The sequence below is a fragment of the Bradyrhizobium sp. LA2.1 genome (assembly GCF_040547725.1).
GTDB classification, from domain to species: Bacteria; Pseudomonadota; Alphaproteobacteria; order Rhizobiales; family Xanthobacteraceae; genus Bradyrhizobium; species Bradyrhizobium barranii.
Genome location: NZ_JBEPQI010000010.1, coordinates 27,996 through 52,319 on the forward strand (window position 1 = coordinate 27,996; position 24,324 = coordinate 52,319).

At 67.0% G+C, this 24,324-nt stretch carries 20 protein-coding genes; all 20 read left to right on the forward strand.

Annotated features, from left to right (window positions below):
* Positions 1-2: 2 nt before the first annotated feature.
* The 20 genes from ABIB95_RS20690 to ABIB95_RS20785 are packed head-to-tail and all read left to right on the forward strand — an operon-like array spanning position 3 to position 24,319.
* Positions 3-1,523 carry a phage tail sheath family protein gene (locus tag ABIB95_RS20690; RefSeq protein ID WP_354241591.1) on the forward strand — a complete coding sequence of 507 codons (1,521 nt, stop codon included), beginning with the start codon at positions 3-5 and terminating at the stop codon, positions 1,521-1,523.
* 24 nt (positions 1,524-1,547) lie between these two features.
* The gene (locus tag ABIB95_RS20695) at positions 1,548-2,072 is read left to right on the forward strand and encodes a phage tail protein (RefSeq protein ID WP_071911630.1); all 525 of its coding nucleotides are present in this window, start codon (positions 1,548-1,550) and stop codon (positions 2,070-2,072) included.
* 8 nt (positions 2,073-2,080) lie between these two features.
* Positions 2,081-2,785: a hypothetical protein gene (locus ABIB95_RS20700; RefSeq protein WP_354241594.1), complete on the forward strand. Its 705-nt coding sequence runs from the start codon at positions 2,081-2,083 to the stop codon at positions 2,783-2,785.
* Positions 2,782-3,429, forward strand: a complete 648-nt coding sequence (locus ABIB95_RS20705; RefSeq protein WP_354241597.1) for a KAR9 family protein — start codon at positions 2,782-2,784, stop codon at positions 3,427-3,429. Before ABIB95_RS20700 ends, ABIB95_RS20705 begins: the two co-directional genes overlap by 4 nt.
* Positions 3,426-4,775, forward strand: coding sequence for a Pvc16 family protein (locus tag ABIB95_RS20710; protein WP_354241600.1), 1,350 nt, complete (start codon positions 3,426-3,428; stop codon positions 4,773-4,775). The genes ABIB95_RS20705 and ABIB95_RS20710 overlap by 4 nt, the downstream gene beginning before the upstream one ends.
* Positions 4,772-6,748, forward strand: coding sequence for an ATP-binding protein (locus ABIB95_RS20715; protein WP_354241603.1), 1,977 nt, complete (start codon positions 4,772-4,774; stop codon positions 6,746-6,748). The genes ABIB95_RS20710 and ABIB95_RS20715 overlap by 4 nt, the downstream gene beginning before the upstream one ends.
* On the forward strand, positions 6,745-6,978 hold the full coding sequence (locus tag ABIB95_RS20720; RefSeq protein ID WP_354241606.1) for a hypothetical protein: 234 nt from the start codon (positions 6,745-6,747) through the stop codon (positions 6,976-6,978). Before ABIB95_RS20715 ends, ABIB95_RS20720 begins: the two co-directional genes overlap by 4 nt.
* Positions 6,975-9,335 (forward strand): eCIS core domain-containing protein, encoded by a 2,361-nt coding sequence (locus ABIB95_RS20725; protein WP_354241609.1) that lies wholly within the window; start codon positions 6,975-6,977, stop codon positions 9,333-9,335. The genes ABIB95_RS20720 and ABIB95_RS20725 overlap by 4 nt, the downstream gene beginning before the upstream one ends.
* A 3-nt stretch (positions 9,336-9,338) precedes the next feature.
* Complete coding sequence (locus tag ABIB95_RS20730) at positions 9,339-9,887, forward strand: hypothetical protein (RefSeq protein WP_354241612.1); 549 nt, start codon at positions 9,339-9,341, stop codon at positions 9,885-9,887.
* Entirely contained in the window at positions 9,884-10,549 is a 666-nt protein-coding gene (locus tag ABIB95_RS20735; protein ID WP_354241614.1) for a hypothetical protein, read from the forward strand. The genes ABIB95_RS20730 and ABIB95_RS20735 overlap by 4 nt, the downstream gene beginning before the upstream one ends.
* Positions 10,550-10,560: 11 nt before the next feature.
* Entirely contained in the window at positions 10,561-10,911 is a 351-nt protein-coding gene (locus ABIB95_RS20740; RefSeq protein WP_354241617.1) for a Base plate wedge protein 53, read from the forward strand.
* A gap of 14 nt (positions 10,912-10,925) precedes the next feature.
* The gene (locus ABIB95_RS20745; RefSeq protein WP_354114052.1) at positions 10,926-12,056 is read left to right on the forward strand and encodes a hypothetical protein; all 1,131 of its coding nucleotides are present in this window, start codon (positions 10,926-10,928) and stop codon (positions 12,054-12,056) included.
* The gene (locus tag ABIB95_RS20750; protein WP_063981952.1) at positions 12,053-12,565 is read left to right on the forward strand and encodes a phage baseplate assembly protein V; all 513 of its coding nucleotides are present in this window, start codon (positions 12,053-12,055) and stop codon (positions 12,563-12,565) included. The genes ABIB95_RS20745 and ABIB95_RS20750 overlap by 4 nt, the downstream gene beginning before the upstream one ends.
* A gap of 9 nt (positions 12,566-12,574) precedes the next feature.
* Positions 12,575-12,889, forward strand: a complete 315-nt coding sequence (locus tag ABIB95_RS20755; RefSeq protein ID WP_135216069.1) for a hypothetical protein — start codon at positions 12,575-12,577, stop codon at positions 12,887-12,889.
* Positions 12,890-12,901: 12 nt separating this feature from the next.
* Positions 12,902-13,273 (forward strand): GPW/gp25 family protein, encoded by a 372-nt coding sequence (locus ABIB95_RS20760; protein ID WP_354241620.1) that lies wholly within the window; start codon positions 12,902-12,904, stop codon positions 13,271-13,273.
* Positions 13,270-15,816, forward strand: a complete 2,547-nt coding sequence (locus tag ABIB95_RS20765; protein WP_354241623.1) for a putative baseplate assembly protein — start codon at positions 13,270-13,272, stop codon at positions 15,814-15,816. The genes ABIB95_RS20760 and ABIB95_RS20765 overlap by 4 nt, the downstream gene beginning before the upstream one ends.
* Positions 15,813-18,452, forward strand: a complete 2,640-nt coding sequence (locus tag ABIB95_RS20770; protein ID WP_354241626.1) for a putative baseplate assembly protein — start codon at positions 15,813-15,815, stop codon at positions 18,450-18,452. Before ABIB95_RS20765 ends, ABIB95_RS20770 begins: the two co-directional genes overlap by 4 nt.
* Complete coding sequence (locus ABIB95_RS20775) at positions 18,449-20,578, forward strand: hypothetical protein (RefSeq protein WP_354241629.1); 2,130 nt, start codon at positions 18,449-18,451, stop codon at positions 20,576-20,578. The genes ABIB95_RS20770 and ABIB95_RS20775 overlap by 4 nt, the downstream gene beginning before the upstream one ends.
* A 21-nt stretch (positions 20,579-20,599) precedes the next feature.
* Positions 20,600-23,782 carry a DUF6519 domain-containing protein gene (locus ABIB95_RS20780; RefSeq protein WP_354241632.1) on the forward strand — a complete coding sequence of 1,061 codons (3,183 nt, stop codon included), beginning with the start codon at positions 20,600-20,602 and terminating at the stop codon, positions 23,780-23,782.
* A gap of 15 nt (positions 23,783-23,797) precedes the next feature.
* Positions 23,798-24,319 (forward strand): hypothetical protein, encoded by a 522-nt coding sequence (locus tag ABIB95_RS20785; RefSeq protein WP_354241635.1) that lies wholly within the window; start codon positions 23,798-23,800, stop codon positions 24,317-24,319.
* Positions 24,320-24,324 lie beyond the last annotated feature (5 nt).

Sequence of the window (24,324 nt, forward strand, 5' to 3'; positions counted from 1 at the left end):
ACATGCCCTCAGCCCTTCTGCAACCCGGCGTCTATATCGAGGAAATCTCCAGCGGCGTGCGCTCGATCTCGGGCGTGGCGACGTCGATCGCGCTGTTCATCGGCTGGGCGCCGCGCGGCCCCGTTGACCGTGCCGTGCGCATCTCGAGCTTTGCCGACTATGAGCGCGCCTATGGCGGGCTCGACCGCCGCGCCAATCTCGGCTACGCCGTGCGCCAATTCTTCGACAACGGCGGCAGCGACGCCTACGTCGTGCGGATCGCGCTGTTCAATTCGGGAACGCCCGCCAACGACGCGAAGACCGCGACCTGCGCGATCAACGATCTCGGTATCGAGGCGAGTTCGCCGGGTCTGTGGGCCAACTCCTACAGTGTCCGACTGACGCTGCGCGCGGACGACAGCACCCGCTTCCGGCTCGATGTCATCGGCCCGTCGCCGAGGACTGACATCGTGGAGACGTTCCAGGACCTGTCGATGAACAAGGCGGATCCGCGCTACGCGCCGAGCGTCGTCAACGGCCGCTCCGCCTTCATGGACAAGCTGACCACGGCGTCAACGACGGTGCCGACCCCGGCCACGAAACCATTTACGGGCGGCGCCGATGGCACGGTCCTCTCCGCTAATGACGGTCCGTTCGTGAGCGCGATCGATCCGCTGTTCGCGACCGGCGGGATCGTCGACCGCATCGACCTGTTCAACCTGGTCTGCGTGCCCGGCCTCACCAATGTCAATTCAACGACCCAGGGCGCACTCGCCAAGCTACAGCAACGCTGCCACGTCCGCCGTGCGTTCCTGATCATCGACAGCCTCCAGAACGAGACGGTCGCCAACATGGGCGGCGCCAACGGCGAGGCCGGCCTGACCGGATCGGACGGCAATTTCTCCGCGCTGTACTACCCGTGGGTGATGCAGGCCGATCCGCTGCAATCCGGTGTCGTGCGCGACTTTCCACCTTGCGGTTTCGTCGCCGGCGTCTACGCCCGGACCGACGCCACGCGCGGGGTCTGGAAGGCGCCGGCCGGCACCGATGCCAGCGTCAACGGCGGCGTCGGCTTCGCGTTGAGCTTGAGCGACGCCGAGAACGGCCAGCTCAATCCGATCGGCGTCAATTGCCTGCGCACGCTGCCGGTCTACGGCAACGTGGTCTGGGGCGCGCGCACGCTGCACGGCCAGAACGACCGCGGCTCGGAATGGAAATACGTTCCGGTACGGCGCATGGCGCTGTTCCTGGAGGAGAGCCTCTACCGTGGCACGCAATGGGTGGTGTTCGAGCCCAATGACGAACCGCTCTGGGCGCAAATCAGGCTCAACATCGGCGCCTTCCTGCAGGGCCTGTTCCGGCAGGGCGCGTTCCAGGGCCGCTCGCCGCGCGAGGCCTATTTCGTCAAATGCGACCGCGAGAGCACGACGCAGGCCGACATCAATCTCGGCATCGTCAACATCATCGTCGGCTTCGCGCCGCTGAAGCCCGCCGAGTTCGTCGTCATCAAGATCCAGCAGATCGCCGGCGACATTCCAACCTGAGGCAAAGACACCTGAGGCAAGCAAATGGCACAGTTCTCGGTCAATCCGCAGCGCTTCGATCCCTACAAGAACTTCAAGTTCCGCGTGAAATGGGACGGCCGCTACGTCGCCGGCATCAGCAAGGTGTCGGCGCTGAAACGCACCACCGAGGTGGTCGAACACCGCGAGGGCGGCGATCCCTCGACGGGACGCAAGTCGCCCGGCCGCAGCAAGTTCGAGGCGATCACGCTCGATCGCGGTGTCACCCACGACACCGAGTTCGAGAAATGGGCCAACAAGGTCTGGCATTTCGGCGCAGGACTTGGCGCCGAGGTCTCGCTGAAGGATTTCCGCAAGGACATCATCCTCGAGGTCTACAACGAGGCCGGGCAGCTCGCGCTCGCCTACAAGCTATTCCGCTGCTGGGTCTCCGAATACCAATCGCTGCCCGATCTCGACGCCAACGCCAATGCGGTGGCGATCCAGCACATCAAGCTGGAGAACGAGGGATGGGAGCGCGACCAGGCGGTCGCCGAGCCGTCCGAGCCCACTTTCACCGATCCAGCCTGAGACCGCTCATGCTCTCCGCCACCGCACAACGCGAGCAGGACATCCTGGCGCTGTGGGACCGGGCCGCCGGCCGTGCGCAGCGCCAGCGCGACGATGCCCTGTTCGCGGCGGCGGGCGCAGCGCCGACAGACTCGATCGGCACAGGCAATGCCGCTCTGCTGGCCTTGCGCACGCGGTTGTTCGGCGCGCCGTGGCGGCTGCGCGCCGCCTGCCCCATTTGTCACACCGACTGCGAGTTCACGGCCGACAGTGCAATGCTCGCGGACGGACTTGCACCACCGGCTGACGCCGTGCCGCCGCGTATCACGAACGGGGGCAGCGAGCTGGCACTCCGACTGCCCACGCTTTCCGATCTTGCAAGCCTCGCCGCGACCTGCGATTCCGCCGCCGCAGCAAACCTGTTGCTCGCGCGCTGCCTCGGTGAGGCGCCACCGGCTGCGCAGGACGTCCTGCACAGGGTCGAGGCCGAGCTCGAACGTTGCGATCCCGGAGCGGTGCTCAGTTTCGCGCTCGACTGCCCCGATTGCGGCCACGCCTGGCAGGCCGTGGTCGACATCGCGCCGGCGCTCTGGACCGAGGTGCAGGCGACGGCCGAGCGCACCCTGCTCGAGGTCGACGCGCTCGCGCGCGAATATGGATGGAACGAAGCCGAGGTGCTGGCATTGCCGCACACCCGCCGCGCCGCCTACCTGCAACTTGCGGGCGCGTCATGACGGGCCTCCTGCAAAATCTCGCGCGCATCGGCCGCGGCGAACCGATTCCCGGCGCAGCACGCGTTGCCCTGCCGCCGCGTTTTGCCGCCCCGCCCCGGAACGACGATGCTCCGGTGCACGAGACGACACAGGATGAAAGGCAGACACCGGCATCCTCGCCGGCGGAATTGCCGAACATGACCGGCGCAGACGATCCTGCCACTGGCGTGCAGGCGCCGCAGCGCAGACAAATGGAGCCGGACAACGAAGGCGCACCGTTACGTCTCGAAGCCAAGGTCGATGCTGCCGCACAGCCGCTTCAATCGACCGACGCGCTGTCAAGATCGCCTGTCGATGCCCCTCTGCCTGCCGCCCCGCGCGATCCGCTACGCGGCACACAGCCGCGTGACACGGTTTTGCGCGAAACGCCCCGCCCCCGAAACGAGGCTGTAACACCGCCGGCGCTTCCGCTCGGCCAGACCGTGCTCGCCGGCCAGGCGCAGCGCCGGCGCGAGACACCGCCGGTGATCAAGGTGACGATCGACCGCATCGACATCCGCTCGCCGGAGCCCCCACGCACGGCACGCACCGTCAAGCCCGCACCAAAGCCGTCGGTGTCGCTATCCGACTATCTGCGCCGCCCTGGACCCGGAGGCCGCGCATGAGTTCGCCGCTCGCGATCGGCGCGGTCAGCGCGGTGCTCCGCAATCTGCTCGACAACGGGCTGATCGAGGCCGGGCCCGCGGTCGGTGGGACGGTGAACGTCAGTGCTGTTGCGCCCGACACGATCGACCTCGCCAGCCCTGAAGAGCAGCCGCGGCTCAATCTGTTCCTGCATCAGGTGACGCCGAACCCCGGCTGGCGCAACCGCTCCCTGCCGTCGCGGTCCTCGACCAGCGGCGAGCGGCTGACCAACGCACCGCTCGCACTCGACCTGCACTATCTGCTGACGGCCTACGCGCGGGTCGACTGCCAGGCCGAGATCCTGCTCGGCTACGGCATGCATCTGTTGCACGAGCGCCCGGTGCTCGATCGCGCCGCCGTGCAGCGCGCGCTCAATCCCAATCCGCTCGACGTCGCGATGCTGCCGCCGGCGTTCCAGGCGCTCGCTGCCGCCGACCTCGCCGATCAGGCCGAGTTGATCAAGATCACGCCGGCCGTGATGGGGCCGGAGGAGATGTCACGACTATGGGCGGCCATCCAGTCGCATTACCGGCCGACGGCCGCCTATGTGGTGTCGGTGGTGCTGATCGAAGCCACGAAGCCCGCAGTCTCGCCGCTGCCGGTGCTGTCGCGCGGGATCATCGATCCCGCCACCAAGCGCGACCGCGGCGTCGTCGTCAATCCCGACACGTTGCCTCCGCTGCCGACGCTGTTTGCGGCGACGCCACAGAAGAAGCAGGCCGGCGCGCGGCTCGGCGAGCCCGTGGTGCTCTCCGGCATTCGCCTCAGCGGCAGCAATTTTCATGTGCGGCTGGCGCACCCGCTATCTCCAGCTCCTTTTGAACTGGTGCCGGGCGCACCCAACGACGACGGCACCGAGCTCACCGTGACGCTGCCGAACGATGCCGCCGCGCAGGCCGCGCTCGCGCCGGGGCAATGGAGCCTCACGCTGCGCTTGCTGCCGACCGGCGAAGCCAATGAGCGCGAGACCAACGCGGTGGCCCTGGTCATCGCCCCAGCACTGGTCATTGCAGCCGATGCCGGACTTTCGCTGCCCGCGGCGACCGTGCTGCGCAAGACTGCGCCGCTGCGCGTCACGGCCACCCTGTTCTCGCGGCCGCAGGTGCAGCCGCGGCAGCGCGCGAGCCTCGTCCTCGGCACGGCGGAAGCCACCGCCAAACCGCGCAGCGCGGCCACCGATCCGCTGGTGTTCGACTTCCCCGCGACGCTTGCTGCCGGGGCCTATCCGGCGCGATTGCGCATCGACGGCGTCGACAGCCTCCTGCTCGATCTCAGCGGCGATGCGCCCGCATTCGATGCCTCGCAAACCCTGAGCGTGCCGCCATGAACATGCACGACAGACCGCAAGTGCAGCCGGGGCTCGATTGGGCCAGCCGCAACCAGCAATGGCTGGCGGCACAGTTCGCTGCGCTGCGCCTGCGCCTCGCACGGCAGTTGCCCGATACATCGGCCAACGCCGAGCCGCCTCCGCCGGAATGCGGCGATGATTTCGAGCCCGCGCTCGAGGCGCTGACAAAGCTGTTCGGCCTGTCAGCGTTCGAGCGCGACGTCGTGCTGCTCGCGGCCGGCGTCGAGCTCGACAGCGCGCTGCGTCGCCTCGTCGGCGTGGCGATGGCGCAAGCGCCCGAAGCCATCGCGAGCACGCAGCCGACGTTCAATTTCGCCATGCAGATGCTGAGCGAACCACATTGGGATGCGCTCTCGCCGCTCCGGCCGTTGCGGCGCTGGCGCCTGATCGTGTGCGAGGGCCGCGAGGCGCCGCTCCGCCGTCCGATCCAGATCGACGAACGCGTGCTGCACTACCTGACCGGCGTCCCCGCGATGGATGCCCGCCTGATCGGGTTCGCTCGCTGCGAGCCCGTCGGATCCATCGAGCCCGATACACCACAGGCGAATACGATCGCGCAGGCGCTCGGCACGGGCGCGGCCGCTCTGGCCGCCCTGGGTCACGCTCGCGGCGAGATCGAGCCGCAGCGCGACCTCGCGCGCGCGGCGCTCGCCTGCCTCGGTGCGAACGGCCTGTGGCTGCACGCCTGCGACCTGCCGCACGATCCGCGCGAGCTTGCCGAGATCGCCCGCCTACTCGACCGCGAGGCCGCCCTCTCGGATGCCATCATCGCGCTCGAGCTCGACCGCCCCATCGAGGCGACGGATGCCGAGGCGCATGCGATGACGCTGCTCTCTCACCTGATGGGACCCGCGATCGTGCTCAACGCGCCGGAGCCGGCCCGCTTGTCGCGATTGCGGCAGCGCCGTATCCTGCGGCTCCAGGTTGCCGATGTCCCGGCCGCCGCGCGGCAGGTCGCCGCCTTGCGGGGGCATTCGCGTGAGCAGGCCGCCACGCTCGCAGCCGCGCTGCGTCCGGCGCTGCGGCAGTTCAACGTGCCCGCCGCCGACCTGCGCCTCGTGGCCACCGAAGCCCTCGCCGAGACACAGGCCGATCCCGCTCTGCTCGGGCCGGCGGTGTGGCGGCTCTGCCGCGCCGCGGTGCGCGGCGGGCTTGACGGGCTGGCGCAGCGGATCGACAGCCGCGTTGGCTTCGACGACCTGGTCGCACCACCGGTGGTGACCGCGCAGCTCCGCGCCATCGCGAATGAATTGCAGCACCGGCCCCGCGTCCATGGCGACTGGGGCTTTGCCGCGCATAACGGCCGCGGGCTCGGAGCCGCCGCGCTGTTCGCCGGCGAATCCGGCACCGGCAAGACTTACGCGGCCGAAGCGATCGCGAGCGCGGCCGCACTTGATCTCTATCGCATCGATCTTGCCAGCGTGGTCAGCAAATATATCGGCGAGACCGAGAAAAATCTGAGCCGGCTGTTCGAGGCCGCGGAGACCAGTGGCGCCATCCTGCTGTTCGACGAGGCCGATGCGCTGTTCGGCAAGCGCAGCGAGGTGCGCGACAGCCATGACCGCTTCGCCAATATCGAGATCGCCTACCTTTTGCAGCGGATCGAGACCTATCGCGGGCTCGTGATCCTCACCACCAACATGAAGAGCGCGCTCGACCGCGCCTTCCTGCGCCGCATCCGCTACGTGGTCCAGTTCCCCTACCCTGACGCCGCTGCGCGCGAAACACTGTGGCGCATGCAATTCCCTGCCGATGCACCGCTCGGCGAGGTGGATTTTGCAGGCCTTGCCAGGCTGCAACTGACCGGCGGCAACATCCGCGCCATCGCGCTTAACGCCGCCTTCCTGTCCGCCGCCGGCGACAGCGGACGGATCGAGCAGGACGCGATCAACGCCGCGGTGCGTGCCGAGTTCTCCAAGCTCGAGCGGCCTTGGCCGGGAGTCGGGCCATGAAACATGCCGGTATCGATATCCGGATTGGACGTCTCGTCGTCGACGCGTCGCGACACTCCGAAGCTGCGGGACTTGCCGACGCAATCGGACAGGCCTTGCAACACCGGCTCACGGGGTCCGCCAACGAGGCGAGCGCCGCCCATGTGGAGGCGCCGCGCGCGGTCGCCGATCGGATCGCGGCACGATTGACCACGATATCCGGCGCCGGCGCTCCGCGAGGCAAGCCATGACCGTGCACGCCGCACCAAAGGCAGTGCCGAAGCCATCCTCGCCGGCCCATGCGCCTTCGCTCGAGCTTCGTCCGGCCCGCGACCGCTTCGAGAGCGAAGCCGAGCATGCGGCCAAAAACGCCCTGCGGCCATCGCAGCCGGCTGGCCCGGCGCCGGCGCTATCGCCGCTTCCACGCTCCACTGGCACGACGGGACCGGCCGCGCCGGCCGCGGTATCAGAGGTGGTCGGATCGACAGGCTCGCCTCTCGGCGCTCCGACGCGCGAGACGATGGAACGTCAGTTCCGTTCCGACTTCAGCCATGTGCGGATCCACACCGACGCGCAGGCCGCAGCCTCAGCCCGCGCGATCCGCGCAACCGCCTACACCGCGGGCGCCCACATCGTGTTCGGCGACGGCGCATACAATCCGCAAAGCCCGCGTGGCCGGCTCATTCTGGCGCACGAGCTCGCCCATGTCGTGCAGCAGCGCGGCGCGACCGTGCCGCCGGCGGCGGTGCAGCGGCTCGCCTGGTACGAATCGATCGCCGTGTTTTTCGGCGCCGAGGGTAATTTCGGCGACAAGGAGCTGCTCGCCTATCTCGACAAGATCGCCAAGTCCGCAGCGATCGAAGGCAGCTTCGACAGCGACAACAAGGCGCGTGCGATCGTCCGTCGGTGGAAAGCCGGCCAGGCCGAGTTCAAGCTCGATCCATTGCAAAAGGCGCTGTTGATCCTGGAGATGCAGGACGGCCCCACACTCGATGACGACGAGAACGCCATCCTCGACCTGCTCGAACTGAGTGACATTGCCGCTCTGCGGATCATGTTCGGTTCAGGCAAACTCAGCGTCACCGAGCTCGAATCCGACATCGACGGCGCCGAGTACAAGAGGTTGAAGCGCTTCTTCGCAACCCGCTTTCGCGGCGGACGCGACGCGCTCGCCAAGGGCGACGTCGAACCGCAGGGCGAACCGGGCAAGGGCGCGCCGACCTTCGCCTACGATACCATGGCCATCAAGATCCGGATTGCGACGGCGACAAATGACGAGGAGATCGCCGCCGTCGCGGCCGAGGTGTTCGCTCTCGATCCGCCCGTGCGAGAGAAGGCGGCACAGGAACTCGGCCGGGAGCGCAGCGATCTGGCTCGTCGGCTCGACGACATCGGCGAGCAGGCCGAAGCCGAAAGCGACCCGGCGAAGAAGGACGCACTGAAGAAGAAGGCCGGAGCCACGAAGAGGATCCTCAAGAATTACGACGTCTTCCTTCAACGTGTTTTCCGCGACGTGACGCTCATCACCGGCGCCGGCGACTTGTCAAAGACGGCCGCTCCGGGTGCCGCGCAGAAAGCCGATATTCCAAAGGCGTTGAAGCCCGACGTCAAGGTGGACTCCGGCGGCGTCGCGCTGCCGTTCGACAACTCCCCCGCAGGAAAGACGGCATATGACAACGCCATCCGCGCCATGATGCCAGATCTGATCCAGCGCTATTGGGACGAGATGGTCAAGGACAAGGGTACCACCGAGCACGGCGACCCGACGAAGGTGCATGCGCTCGCTGAATTCGAACGGATCGGCAAGGCGAGCAAGGACGAAACCGACAAGGTCTTCGGCGCCTACTACGATAAATCGAAACATCCGGAACTGAAGGCCGATACAGCCTTCACACGCGGCAGCATCCATGATCTGTTCGCCGACACCGAAGCTGATCTCGCTGGCATGGACAGCATCGAAAAGAGGAAGATGGCGAAGGCCCTCGTACTCTACTTCTTCCAGTCGGACCGCGACATACGTGCGGCCAACCGGAAATTGAACGCTTCGCCGCAGTTCGATTCCAGCAATAATCCGGTAGGCGATGAGGCGATTATCCTCGACAAGATTGCTGACGACTTCACGAGCACCGACGCGCAGGTCGACAAGCTGAACGAGATAGACCGTGGCTGGGACGCGTCCGCCAGCTTCGGCAACATCAACATCCAGATCTTCAAGAAGGATGATCCTGTCGATGACCGGGACTTCCTGTGGGACATGTTCCAGACATTGATCCACGAATACATTCACACACTGCGGACCACGGAATACGACACGTTCGCCAACACTTTCGGGGATGGTTCCAACGAGAACAACACGCTGATCGAAGGCGTCGATTCGCTGTTCGACGAGATCGTCTGGGAAAATGTCGCGCCGAGGGTCAACGACTCCAGGCTGCGCGAGGCGGTCGAGGGCCCCGCCTATGCAAAGCTGAAGCCAATTACGGTGAAACCAGCCTCGCGCCGACGCTACGCCTCGTATGCCGAGGCCGTGAAGCTCGTCAACATCGTCGGCATCCGCAATCTTTACGCCGCCTATTTCCAGGGCGACGTCGCGAAGATCGGAGGTTGAGCCATGCAGGCCACCCCCACCACGGTACCCGCCCTGTCAGCGCTGCAGTCCTTCGCCCGCCGTGATCTGCGCGCTTTCGCAGGCCTCGTCGAGCAGACCTCCCTCAACGACGTCACCGCCGTGTTCAATGTCGATCGATCCTCGCACGGCCAAGGTCTTCTTGGCAGCGCCAGGCACCAGACCAATTGGTTCAGTGCCGCGGCCGGAGGCTTTGCACGCGGCATGCGGGTATGGGCGGAAGGCGACGTCGTCGTCTTGATCGACGCGACCAATGTCGATCTCCTCGAGCCGCTGTCATCGCTGCTTGGCTGGCTCGGCGAGCCGGAGGCGAAGCTTAACTCGTTCCAGGGAACGTTCGAAGTCGAGAGCAACGAGTATGTCTATGTAAAGCGGGGTCTTACGCTCTACGTCGACCGCGCCATCGAAACGCCGCTTCGGATCGCGGCATTCACGCCATGTGGCCTGGAACGCTATCAGCGCGACCTTCGGCTCGATCTTCGACAGAAGCGGCTGCCGCCATCGCGTGGACCGTCGCAGGACGATTCGCCATGACCGGCCTCACCTCGTCCCCAAAACTGATCAAGGGCGGCCTCGTGGTGCTGGCGCCGGGCGGCGGCACGGTGCGACGGCAGATCGCGCTCCAGTACAATCCGGACACGCTGAGCCGCAGCTACCAGGTGCAGGGCACCGGCGGCGACGGCGCGGCCGGCGGGCGGGCGCAACCGTTCCGGCTGAAAGGGCCCGCGATCGAGACCATCAAGCTCGACGCCGAGATCGACGCGACCGACCAGCTCGCCGATCCCGACGCGCATGCCAATGCGATCGCCTTCGGCATCGCGCCGCAGCTCGCGGTGCTCGAGGCCCTCGTCAATCCGAGCGTCGACGATCTGCTCGGCATCGCAAGCCAGGCCGATCGCGGCACGCTCGAGATCCTGCCGCCGGAGGCGCCACTCACCTTGTTCGTCTGGAGCAAGAACCGGGTCGCGCCGGTGCGCGTCGCCGAGTTCTCCATCGTCGAGGAAGCGTTCGATCCAGCGCTTAACCCGATCCGCGCAAAAGTCTCGCTCGGCCTGCATGTGATGAGCACCGACGATCTCGGCTTCACGCATCGCGGCGGCACCATCTTCCTCAATTACCTGCGCAATCGCGAGACGCTCGCCGGCCTGACCGGCAGCGCCTCGCTGGCCTCGCTTGGTCTTTCCAGCCTGCCCTGACGGAGCACATGATGTCCTCGGATCCCGTCCAGATGCTGATCGATGCCGGAGCGTTTCCGGACAACAGTTTTCCGCCGAACAGCCGCTATCACGGCGCCGCGATCGGGCGGCTCAAGCGCAGCGCGGACGATCCCGGTGTCGCCTATGTGCTGCGCCGCTTCATCCCCCAGGCGCGCGATATCGGCATCGCCGGCGAACACATCGTCAATGCCGGCGAGCGGCCCGACACGCTCGCCTCCACGACGCTCGGCGACCCCGAACTGTATTGGCGGATCGCCGACGCCAATGTCGTGACCGATCCGCTCGAACTCACCGACACGCCCGGTGAGCGCGTGCAGATCCCGCGCCCGAACGGGCTTTAGGGAGACGATTTCCGATGATGCAAGGCGGCGTCCAGCTCTCGCTCCAGATCGGCCCGGCGCCGGTGCCGGCGCCGCGCGAGGTGCTGGAGACGCTGACCCATGCCAAGATCGAGATCGGATCGGGCGATGCGCAGAGTGGATTCGAGCTGACTTTCGACCTGCCGGTGCGCTCGCCGCTGCGCACCATCTTCCTGCTTGCCGGCGGCGGCGCGCTGCCGCCGCTGCTGCGCGTCGTACTGATCGTCACCATCAACGGCACGGCCGAGTCCGTCATCGACGGCATGGTCACCAATGTCGAGACGCAGCCGGGCAGCGGCGGCGTCGGCAAGCTGGTGATCAAGGGCAAGGACATGTCGGCGCTGATGGACATCATCGAGCTGCCCGGCCTGCCCTTCCCGGCGATGCCGCCGTCGGTGCGGGTGCTCGCGATCCTCGCCAAATACGCGGCGCTCGGCGTGATCCCGATGGTGATCCCGAGCGTGCTCGACATCCCGCCGATCCCGGTTCAGCAGATCCCGCAACAGAAGGGCAGCGACTACGCCTACGTCAAGAAGCTCGCGGGCGAAGCCGGCTACGTCTTCTATCTCGAAGCCGGTCCCGCGCCCGGTGCCTCCAAGGCCTATTGGGGACCGGAAATCCGCTTCGGCGCGCCGCAGCCGGCACTCACCACCAACATGGACGCGCTCACCAATGTCGAGGAAATCTCGTTCAACTTCGACAAGGAACGCAAGGTCATGCCGATCGTGTTCTTCCAGGAGGCCAACAGCAAGGCGCCGATCCCGGTGCCGATCCCCGACATCACGCCGATGAGCCCGCCGCTCGGCGTGGTGCCGCCGCTGCCGCCGAAGATCGAGAAGCTCTCCAACACCGCGCATTTGTCCGCGCCGCAGGCGCTGATGGCGGGGCTCGCTTACGCCAGCCAGCACAGCGACAGCGTGTTCGGGAGCGGCAAGCTCGACGTCGCCAGATATGGCCGCGTTCTGAAGTCGCGGCAACTGGTTGGCGTACGCGGCGCAGGCCTCCCGTTCGACGGGCTCTATTACGTCAAGAACGTCACCCACGAGATCGAGCGCGGCTCCTACAAGCAATCATTCTCGCTCGCACGCAACGCGCTGATCTCGACCGTTCCGCAGGTGCCGACATGAGCGATGCGCCACTTTTCGGAAAGTATCGCGCGGTGGTGATCAACAATATCGATCCGCTTCAGATCGGCCGGATCCAGGTGATGGTGCCCGACGTCGGCGCCGTGATACCGACGAGCTGGGCGATGCCTTGCGTGCCGACCGCAGGCATCAATGCCGGTTTCTTCACGGTGCCGATCATCGGCGCCGGGGTCTGGATCGAGTTCGAGCGCGGCGACCCCGACTATCCGATCTGGGTCGGGTGCTACTGGGGCAGTGCCGCGGAGGTGCCGGTACTGGCGCACGCAGTGCCACCCGGCGTCCCCGGCATCACCCTGCAAACCCCCTTGAAGAACGGTCTCACCATCAGCGACGTGCCGGGCCCGACCGGCGGCATCCTGATGCAGACCACGACGGGCGCGATGATCTCGGTCAGCGACGTCGGTATCACCATTTCCAACGGCAAAGGCGCGGTCATCACCATGACCGGACCGACCGTCGACGTGAATCTCGGCGCGCTCACCGTGATCTAGGAGACGCACATGCCCGCTCCCGTCTTGCATCTCGGCGCCACGGTATTGTGCAGCCATGCCGGACAGGCGACGCCGATCGCGCCGTTCCCGCGCGTGATGCTGTCGGGCCAGCCCGCGGTCAATCTCACCAGCCCCTATGCGATCGCGGCCTGCTCGCTCACCGGCTCGGCGCCGCCTTGCGTCACGGCGCAGATGGTAGTGGGCGCCGCACGGGTGATGATCGGCGGCGCACCGGCCGCGACCATGATGGGGCAATCCGTCTGCACGCCGACGGGCACCCCGATGCTGCCCGTCGTGGCGCAGACGCGCGTGCTGGCAACCTGAGGGGAGGACGGCGTGAGCAGCGAACTCGACTTGCCCTATCATTTCGACGACCAGGGTCGCACGGCCACGACCGGCCGCTCCGATCACATTCGCGACCTGATCGAGCAGGTGCTGTTCACGATGCAGGGCGAGCGGGTGATGCGGCCGGATTTCGGCGCAGGACTCCTGGCGCTGGTGTTCGAGCCCAACTCGGTGACGCTCGCCGCGACGACGCAGATGCTGGCACAGGCCGCGCTCCACCAGCACCTGTCGCATCTGATCGCCGTCACCTCGGTCGAGGTGATCAATGACGACGCCGTGCTGCGGGTCGAGATCCGCTACGTGGTGCTGGCCGACCGCACCAGCCACGTCGCGAGCTTTGCGGTTCCGGGAGGCGCGGCATGAAGCAACATTGCTGCGATCCGCGCCGGCTCGAAGTGCTCGAGGCCAAGGGCAGCGCCAACGCCATCGCATTCATTGAGGTGCTCGACCTCGCTTCTCCGCCCGGCGCGCCGCGACAACAGACCCTGCTGGTGCGGCTGCTGCATCCCGGCTTCACGCTCTCGCCGGACAATCTGCGCATCACCGGCGGCGAGCGGATCGCGACCGTCAGCGTGGTCTGGTGTGCGCCGGCCGACGCGCTGCCGGCCGAGGCCGAGCCGGGCCTGGTCGACACCGTCGACGATCTCGCCCGCACACTGGTCGTCCGGACCGACAGCAGCGGGGATTATTCGATCTACAATTTCGGCATCTTTGCCAATTCCGGCTCGGCCCTGCCGCCGGCCGGTTTCGATCCCAAGCTGTCGGCGATCGACTTCACCTTCAAGGTCGAATGTCCCTCGGACTATGACTGCGCGGACACCGCGCCGTGCCCGCCCACGCCGCGCTTGAGGCCGGAGATCGACTATCTCGCGCGCGACTATCAGGGTTTTCGCCGGCTGATGCTAGACAGGCTGAGCCTGCTCGTGCCCGGCTGGCAGGAGCGCTCGGCCGCTGATCTCGGCGTGACCCTGGTCGAGCTGCTCGCTTATGCCGCCGACAACCTCGCCTATCGCCAGGATGCGGTCGCCAACGAAGCCTATCTCGCCACCGCGCGGCAGCGCATTTCGGTGCGGCGCCATGCGAGGCTGGTCGACTATCATTTGCACGAGGGCTGCAGCGCCCGCGCGTTCGTGCATTTCGAAGTCAACGGGCAGAAGATCGCACTGCCCAAGGGGACGCAGTTGCTCACCCGCGTGCCCGGGTTGGACGTGGCGTTGACGCCGGGCTCGCGCGCGCTCGGCGATGCGATCGAAGGCGGCGCCGAGATGTTCGAGGCGGTCGCGCCCGCCGAGCTGGATCAGCAACAGAACAGCCTCACCTTTTATGCCTGGGGCAACAACGGATGCTGCCTGCCGCGCGGCACCACGCGTGCGACGCTGCGCGGCCACATTGATACGCTCGCCATCGGCGATATCCTGATCTTCGAGGAGGTGATCAGCCCAACGACGTTGTCTGCCGCCGATGCCGATCCCGGCCATCGCTGTGCGGTGCGGCTGACCGAGAGGACGCTGACGAGCGATCCGTCCGGCGGGCTGTTCGACGAGCCTCCGGTCGACGGCCCGGTCGACGTCACCGAGATCGCCTGGAGCGAGGCCGACGCGCTGCCCTTCCCGCTTTGCCTGACGGTGGAGGACCGCCCCGAGCTCGCGATCAGTGTTGCGCGCGGCAATATCGTGCTCGTCGATCACGGCCGCACGCTGCCGCCCGAACAGCTCGGCGTGATGCCGCGCGCCAGCTTGAAGCAGGCATCGCGCGCGCCGGGCAATTGCTGCACCTCGTCCCCGGACGTCATGCTGCCGCCGCGCTTCCGCCCGGTGCTGGCAAACAGCCCGTTGACGCAATCCTTCGATCTCGGCGCGCTGCTCGCCGTTCCCGTCAGCAACGACAAGCCGTGGTGGGCGGCCAGCGCATTTTCGCTCTTGTCGCCGCGCGACGCCACGCCTGCCATCGTCGATCTCACGGGACAAGTCGCCGGCATCACCGAGCACTGGCTGCCGCGACGCGACCTCATCGACAGCGCCGGCAACGCGCCGCATGTCGTGGTCGAGATCGACAACCACGGCGAGGCCTTGCTGCGGTTCGGTGACGGCCTGCTCGGCAAGCGCCCGGCCGAAGACACCGCATTCACGGCGACTTACCGGATCGGCAACGGCACATCCGGAAATGTCGGCGCCGAAGCCATCGCCCACATCGTCAGCACCACGGACGGCGTGTTCGAGGCCGTACGCAATCCGCTTCCCGCATCCGGCGGCGTCGAGCCCGAGGACATTGAAGCCGCCCGCCGCGACGCCCCACAGGCGTTCCGTACCCAGGAGCGCGCGGTGACGGCGGCCGATTACGCCGCCGCCATTGAACGACGCGCCGACGTGCAGCGCGCGGCCGCAACGTTCCGCTGGACCGGAAGCTGGCACACCGTGTTCGTGACGCCCGACCGCTTCGGCGGCGGCGTAGTCGACGTGCCCTTCGCTACGCAACTGCGCAACCATCTCGAGCGGTTCAGGATGGCCGGCTACGACCTCGACGTACGACCGCCGCGCTATGTGCCGCTCGACGTCACACTGCATGTCTGCGTCAAGCCGGACTATTTCCGCGCCGATGTCGCGCAGGCCGTGCGGACGGTGCTGTCGAGCGCGGTGCTGCCCGACGGCACGCTCGGCCTGTTCCATCCCGACAATTTCACCTTCGGCGATCCCGTCTATCTCAGCCGCATCATCGCAGCCGCACAAGCGGTCGAGGGCGTCGAGGCGGTTCAGGCGGAAAAATTCCAGCGGCTGATCTCGCCGCTCGCGACCTCGCTGGATGACGAGGTGATCCCGATCGGAAGCCTCGAGATCGCGCAGCTCGCCAACAATCCGAGTTTCCGCGAGCGCGGCCGGCTCATCATCGAGGCGGGAGGCGGCAAGTGACGCTACCGGTTCCAACCATCAAGCCTCATGCCCTGCCTGCCGGCAGCGAGAGCTGCGGCTGCTGCGCTGGCGTCGAAGCCGAGACGCCGCAAGGCATCTCGAACCGCTACGGCCTCTCCGCCATCGCCTACCGCGTCGGCGACTACGCCCAGTTCCGCGACAGCCTGCACGCAGCGCTGTCCTCTGCCGCGTTCGCACCGCTCGGCAAGCTGCAAAGCCGCGCCGATGACGACTTCACCATCGGCCTGATCGATGCCTTCGCCTGCGCTGCCGACGTGCTCACCTTCTACCAGGAACGCATCGCCAACGAATCCTATCTTCGCACCGCGCTGGAACGGGTGTCGCTCCAGGAGATGGGCCGGCTGATCGGCTACCGCCTGCGGCCCGGCGTCGCCGCCGAGACCTGGCTCGCCTTCACGCTGGAAACGCCGCCCGCGCCGCCGCCAAAACTGTCGCCCGAGCCGGGCAGCTTCGTCACCGGCGTGCCCGCTCAGGTGTCGATCGAGATCGGCACGAAAGTGCAGAGCGTACCGGGGCCGGACGAGAAGCCGCAGACCTTCGAAACGGTCGAGCGACTGGACGCCGCACGGCCGGCCTGGAATGCGATCCGACCGTGGCTGGCGGAGACACGCCGACCGGACAAAGGCGACACGGTCATGTACCTCGCCGGCCAGCGCAACAATCTGAAGCCGGGCGATGCGCTGCTGATCGTCGGCGATGCCTTCAATCCCGGTACGAATGACAGCAACTGCGATTTCCGCTTCATCGACAGTGTCGAGCTGCAGTCGGATTTCGATCGCACCAAAATCACCTGGCAGGCCGGCCTCTCCGGGGTCACGGCCGCGCAAGATTCGAAGGTCTATGCGCTGCGCAAGCGGGCAGCACCCTTCGGCCACAACGCGCCGATGTGGAAGTCGATGTCGACGGACTTTCGCAATAACTATCCGAGCGGGAGTGGCGCGCCGGAGTGGCCCGACTACACGATCTCGCCGATGGGCTCGGCCCAGGGCGGCGGTTTCATTGATCTCGATACGGTCTATTCCGAGGTCCGCGCCGGTGGTTACGTCGTGCTTTCGATGGCAGCCAGGGGCTCCATCCAGGTCATCATCAAGGCCTTCGGCAAGTCGGATGTCATCCTCGATCTCGGCCCGCATCTCGACGTCTACCAGATCGCCGATGCGGACGAGACGTCGCGCGCGGAGTTCGCGCTAGCCGGCAAGGTGACGCGGCTGCAATTGCGTGGCTCCCATTACGACCGCTATCAGGACCAAGTTCGTCGCATCACGGCCTTCGTGCAGTCCGAGCAGCTCGCGCTTGCGCCCTACGCCGTCGATGATGCCGCGACCGGCAGCAGCATCCCTGCAGCCGTCAGTGCCGATGGCCTCGTCGCAGGGCGACGGCTGATCGTGCGAGGCAATCGCGTCTCCGACGGCCAGGCCGTTGTTGTGCAGGCCAACCTCGTATTCGCCCAGGCTGTCGACGCCGGCCGCTGCATGCTTCAGATCGATCCGCCGCTCGCCGGCAGCCTCGACCGTGGCAGCGTCGTGGTTCATGGCAATGTGGTGCCGGCCTCGCATGGCGAGACGGTGACTCAGATCCTCGGCTCGGGCGATGCTGCCCAGCCGTTCCAGCAATTCGAGCTGAAACAGGTGCCGCTGACCTATCGCGCCGCCGCCAATGAGAGTGGTGCCGCGAGCGAATTGACGTTGCGGGTCGGCGAGATCGCATGGCACGAGCGCGCGACGCTGTTCGGCACAGCCGCGACCGATCGCGTCTTTGCGCTCGATATTGACGAGCAAGGGCGCAATCTCGTGAAATTCGGCGACGGCGCCAGCGGTGCGCGGCTGCCGAGCGGGCTCAACAACGTCCGCGCCACCTACCGCAAGGGCATCGGGGTCGCCGGCAATGTCCGCGCCGAGACGCTGAGCCAACTGCTGTCGCGCCCGCTCGGCCTCAAGGGCGTGAGCAACCCGTTCGCGGCCGAAGGCGGCAACGATCCGGAGCCGGCGGATGCGGCGCGACGGAGCATGCCGCTCGGCGCCCGCACGCTCGGCCGCGTCGTGTCCGTCCTTGACTATGAGGATTTTGCCCGCGCCTTCACCGGCATTGCCAAGGCGCAGGCGCAGGTGCTGCAACTGCCGCGCGGAAAGACCATCGCCATCACGATCGCGGGGCCACCCGGGGCTCCCGTCAATTCGACAAGCCCGGTATGGACCAATTTGCTCGCTGCGCTGAAAGCCGGCGGCGATCCGCACGTCGCCGTGATGCTGTTGCCCTACCAGCCCGGCACGTTCCGGATCGGATTGAAGGTCAAGCGCGATCCCGATTTCGACGCCAAGGCCGTGCTCACCGCGGTCGAGGCGGCGCTACGCGCGCACTTCGCCTTCGACGCGCGTGAGCTCGGCCAGCCGGTGCAGCAATCCGACGTGATCGCGGCGGCACAATCGGTGCCCGGCGTCGTCGCTGTCGACCTCGTCCAGCTCTATGGCGGCACGGCGCCCTTCGCGCAGACCATTCCCTCGCGCCAGGTCCGCCTGCTCGCCTCGCGGATGCATATCGACCAGGGCGTGGCGAGACCGAGCGAGCTCCTGACATTGAACCCGGCGCCGTTCGACCTCCTGGAGGAGATGGCATGAACAGCCTCACCCCCGAACGGCTCTACAGCCTGCTGCCGACGCTGCACCGGTTGCGCGACGCCGCGCTTGCGGGCGATCCGGTAAAGGCCGGTCCGCTCCAGGCTCTGTTGGCGGCAATTGCGCGCGAGTTCGCCACGCTGGAAGAGTCAATCGACCAGCTCTACGATGACCAGTTCATCGAAACCTGCGCCGAGTGGGTGACGCCCTATATCGGCGACCTCATCGGCTACCGGCCGCTGCGCGGGCTCGGCACCGAGCTGACCTCGCCGCGTGCCGAAGTCGCCGACACCATCGCCTTCCGCCGCCGCAAGGGCACCGCGCTGATGCTGGAAGAGCTCGCGCAGGACGTCACCGGCTGGCCGGCACATGCGGTCGAATTTTTCGAGCAGCTCGCCACCACGCAATACATGAAGCACATCCGACTGCATGCGCCGGCGACCTGCAATCTGCGCGACACGGCGGCGCTGTTCCGGCGCGACGACGCCTTCAACAGCATCGCGCACACCGCCGAGATGCGGCGGCCGGAAACGGGCGCCGGCCGCTACAACATCCCCAATATCGGCATCTTCCTGTGGCGGCTGTTGTCGCTGTCGCTCACGGCGGTGCCGCTGACGCCTGACGCCGGCGACGCGACCGGCCGGAAATTCCGTCTCAACCCGCTCGGCGCGGACATGCGGCTGTTTCGATCCGCGCAGGCTGAGTCCGACATCTCCCATCTCGCCGAGCCGATCAATGCGCCGGAGCCGCTATCGGTGCGGCTGATGGCAATGGCGGTGCGCGCCGCACAGGCAACCGCACAGCCGGACGCACAGCGCGAGGACGATTATGGCGACGGCGAGAGCCTGGTGTTTTTCACGCCGGGCACCCCGCCCATCCCGGTGCCGACGGCCAAGGTGCGGGTCTGCGATCTCCGCGACATTCTCGATGGCGGCGGCAATGTCATCGGCTGGGCCCATGAGGCGCAGGTGACGGCGGGCACGATCGGCTTCGATCCCGAGCGTGGCCGTGTGCTGCTCGGCAATCCCGCCGACGGACCGCTGCTCGCGACATTCCACTACGGCACTGCGCGGCAGATCGGCGGCGGCGAGTATCCGCGCGTACCCGCCGCGGGCGATATCGGCAACGAGCAGACCGTCGATGCCGGAGGCGCGTGGCAGGCCAAGCTCAACCTGATCAGGACCGGTGGCCGCCTCATCATCGGCGACAGCCTGACCTACAAGGAGACGCCGACCTTTGTGGTCGACGACGTAACCGGCGATGCCACGCCGCACCATGTCGTGGTCGCCGCGCATGACCAGACCCGCCCGCTGCTGGCGGCGGGCGGCGAGATCACGCTCGACATCGGCGCGCGCGGTCGCCTCACGCTCGACGGGCTCGTGATATCGGGCGGCGCGTTGCGGCTGGCGGCCTTTGCCGATGTCGAGCCGCGGGAGCTGCTGCTGCGCGATTGCACGCTGGTGCCTGGGCTTACCCTGAATGGGGACGGTAGTCCGGCCTCGCCGGGCGAGCCGAGCCTGATCATCGAGCATCCCTTCGCCAAAGTGACATTGGAGCGCTGCATCGTCGGCCCGATCCGCGCCGTCACTGATGCCGAGGTAACGCTGACCGACTGTATCATCGATGCCGGCGTGCCGGCGAACGTCGCCTTTGCCGCCGATGCCGCGGGCAGCCCCGGCGCCGAACTGACGGTCGCCCAATGCACCGTCATCGGCAAGGTTCACACGAAACTGTTGAAGCTCGCCTCCAACACCATCTTCTTCGCAGAGCTTGGTCCAAAGCCCGCGGAAAAGTGGATCGCGCCGCTCTTGGTCCAGCGTCGCCAGGAAGGTTGCGTCCGCTTCTGTTACGTGCCCGCGGGTTCGATCACGCCGCGGCGCTTCCATTGCGTGCCGAATGACACGGCGCCCACGGCGCTGCCGCTGTTCACCTCGCTGCGTTATGGCGATCCCGCTTACGGGCAGCTGCGCGGCGCCACGAGCCTCACGATCCGCGCCGGCGGCGACAATGACAGCGAGATCGGCGTTCTCAACGCATTATTCCAGCCGCAGCGCGAGGCCAATCTCAGGCTGCGGCTCGATGAATATCTACGTTTCGGGCTGCACGCGGGCCTGTTCTTCGCGAGTTGACCGAATGCATCGGAGGCTATCATGGGTGCCGACTTCTCACGCGTTCGTCTCGACCCGCTGCTCGACTTCGCCGGCGTGGAGCTGAAACAGGGCGCGGTGCTGCTGGACGGCGACGCCAACGAGCTGATGGCGATCCTCGATCGCAGGCTGCGTGCACTCGCCAGCGACATTCTCGACCGCGATACGGTGTCCTCGACGACCCCGGATGCATTCAAGCTCGGCGTTGCCGGCAATACCCTCGAGATCGGCAAGGGGCGGCTCTATGTCGACGGTCTGCTCGCGGAGAACCACGGCCTTGCCGATCCCGGCAAGCGCCTGTTCGACGATCTCATGGCCGAGACTGTTTTCACCGACAAGCTGGCCTATGAGACCCAGCCCTATCTGCCGGCCAAGGTGCGGCCGCCACTGCCGACCGCCGGCCGTCATCTCGTCTATCTCGACGTCTGGAATCGCGAGCTGACCTGGCTCGAGCGGCCGGAACTGGTCGAGATCGCCGTCGGCGTCGAGACCAGCTCGCGGCTCCAGACGGTGTGGCAGGTGCGCGTGCTCGACACTGATGCCGGCGCCAACACCAGCTGCGCGACGCCCGACGAGGACATGCCGGGTTGGACCACAGTGATCGCGCCATCGACCGGCGTGCTCACGACAGGCACGTTCGACGCAGCTCCGGTGACCGACCCCTGCGAGCTGCCGCCGACCGGCGGCTTCCGCGGCCTCGAGAACCAGCTCTACCGGGTCGAGATCCACGACCCCGGCCAGCCCGGCGGCACTGCGACCTTCAAATGGTCGCGCGAAAATGCCAGCGTCGGCTCGCGCGTCGCCAGCATGATCTCGGCCACCGAACTCGAGCTCGACAGTCTCGGGCGCGACGACGTGCTGCGTTTCAACACCGGCGACTGGGTCGAGATCATCGACGACCCCAGAGAGTCCTCGCAGAAGGGCGGCGAGATGCGCCGCATCACCGTCACCGAAGCGACCCGCCGCATCAGCTTCACACCGGCACTGCCGGGCCTGATGCTGCCGTCGGGGTTCCCCAACAGCGATTGGCCGAAGCAGACCAATTTGCGGGTGCGCCGCTGGGATCAGAAAGGAAAGGTGTTCCGGACCGACGCCAGCGGCACACCGGTGCAGATCGGCGATCTCGATGCCGCCGGATCGACCGGCGTAATCAAGGTGCCGGCCGCGGGTACGACCGTCCTGCTCGAGGACGGCGTCACCGTGAGCTTCGATTCGACCGGGGCTGCGGGCTGTCGTGCCGGCGACTGGTGGGCCTTCGCCGCGCGCACGGCAGATGCCAGCGTCGAGTTGCTCGACCGCGCCCCGCCGCGCGGCATCCATCACCACTATGCACGGCTCGGCATCTGGGATGTCGATGCCAAGAGCGTCACCGACTGCCGCCACCCGTGGCCGCCGAAAGGCGAAGGCCACGACTGTGCCTGCACGGCCTGCGTCACCGTCGAGCAGCACGAGAGCGGCAGCTTCACCATTCAGGACGCCGTCAACAAGGTGCGCGAGACCGGCGGCACCATCTGCCTCGGCCCCGGCCGCTACGTGCTCAAAGAGGCCGTGGCGATCAACCAGGCGAAATCGGTCCGCATCGCCGGCAAGGGCCCGGCGACGCTGCTGGTGGCGCCGACCGGCACCTTCGCCATCCAGGACTCTTTTGCGATCGCAATCGAGGACCTCGCGATCCTTTCGCTCGCACGCGATCCCACCATCGACGTCTCGACCTGCATCGGCCTCGGCCTGACCCGTCTCGCCATCGCGGCACTCGGCACCGAGAATGCACAGCTCCCGGCGGTGGTGCTGCGCGGCGTGGTTGGCGCTGCAAAGCTCGCCGAGAACGCGATCTTCGCGCCGGTTGGGATTGCGGGCGGCGCGCTCAAGGGCGTGGAGAACGGTGCCGGCTTCCTGCTGACGGCCGCGGTGACCATCGAGGAGAACGTCCTCTTGTGCCAGCGCGGCGCGATCGCCTTCGCCGACGAGGTGCTGCATCTGCTCGCCACGCGAATCGCGCATAACGAGATCATCGGCTGCACCGACACCGCCATCGCCGCGCAGGGCCTTGCGCTTCCCGGCGCCTCGCTGGCGATCGACGGCAACAGTTGCAACGTCACGGCCAACGGTATCGCCTGCGCCGCGGCGGGGCTGTGGATCGAGCGCAACCAGCTGCGCAACTGGTCGCCCGGCGATCACGTCGGCATCGGGCTGATCCCCGGGCTCGACCGCCGCAGCACCGCCACCGCGCATATCCTCGCCAACCAGATCCACGGCTTCGGCACGGCCGGAATCAAGGTGATTGCCGGAGCACAGGACCTGATCATCAAGCTCAACGCGATCGACGCCTGCGGCGCCGGGATCATGCTCGGCGGCGCGACCGACGCCGCAGCCGTCTCGATCGAGAACAACCACATCCGCAACATCGAGCCGGTCACCGAGAGCGAGAACGGCACCGTGGTCGGCATCGAGGTGATCCGCGCCGACAGCGCGACGATTGCGGGCAATCTGGTTCGCGCGATCGGCCTGACGGCGGTCAAGTCGGCACTGCGCGCCGGCGTCGTCACCTTCGGCGTCAACCGCCCGCGCGTGAGCGGCAACGAGATCGTCGAGGTCGCGCCCGCCAAGGGGTTTGTCGGCACCAGCGCCGGCATCATGCTGCGCGCGCCGCAGACCCAGATCGAGGTCAATCACAACAGCGTGCAGCGCGACCTCACGCCGGGCGTGGACAATTCGGACGGCAACTGGTTCGCGCTCACCACGGCGGAGGTCAATCCGAAGGTGCCGTTCGGACAGGCCGGCGACAAGGTCGCGATCCGGCTCGGCGACGGGCGGATCCTCGCGCTTGGCGCCGACTATGCGTTCGTCAGGGCAAGCCTTGCCGCCAACGACACCGAGGGCGCGCGCGCCGGCATCATCGGCAACATGCTGGCCGCGCGCGGGCCAGCACCCGCCGTTCTGGTCGTGGCCGGCCAGGAATGCTTGTTCAACGACAACCGGGTGGAATCCGGCAGCAGAAGCGTCGCCGTTTCGCTGGAGAGCGCGGTCGCCATCATCAGCGCGAACCGGGTGCGCGGCGGCGAAAGCTCGATCCGCCTCACCGGCGCGCGGGCAGTGACCGTGATCGGCAACATCACGACCAGCAACATCATCATCCCCGGCGGCATTGCCAACACGCCGTGGGCGCCACTCAACGTGATCGGCTAATCCGCGGAGATTTCGATGCGCACCTTCATCGTTGGAGACGAGACGAAACTCAAGGCTGTCAGCGAGAAGCTGCTGCATGCCAATCTGAGCCAGGTTCGCAGCGAGGCTGCGCTGAAAGCCTTGCAGCAGGCTAATCCGCATGCCGATCTCAACAGGCTCGCGCGCGGCACCGTGTTGTTCGTGCCGGATACGCCGGGCTTCAAGGTCAGCACCACAAGCTCCGCCACCGAGGGTCCGCTCGCAGCCTTGCACGAACTCCTGGATGAGGCGCTCGGCCTCGCGCTCGAGGAGACCACAGCCGGCAGCAACGCGCGGCTAGCGGATCAGGAGCAGACCGTCAAGGCCTTCGACGACGGTGCGGTGAAGAAAGCGATCGGCGACCCCAACGTGGGCGGCCAGATCCGCGAAAGCGTCAATGCCGCCAGGAAAGGCTTCGAGGCCGATCGCGAGCTCGCCGCGCGCGCGGAGAAGAACATCACCGAGGTCGGCAAGGCCGCGATCGCAAAGCTCAACGAGCTCGGCAAGCTGCTTGGATGACCTGC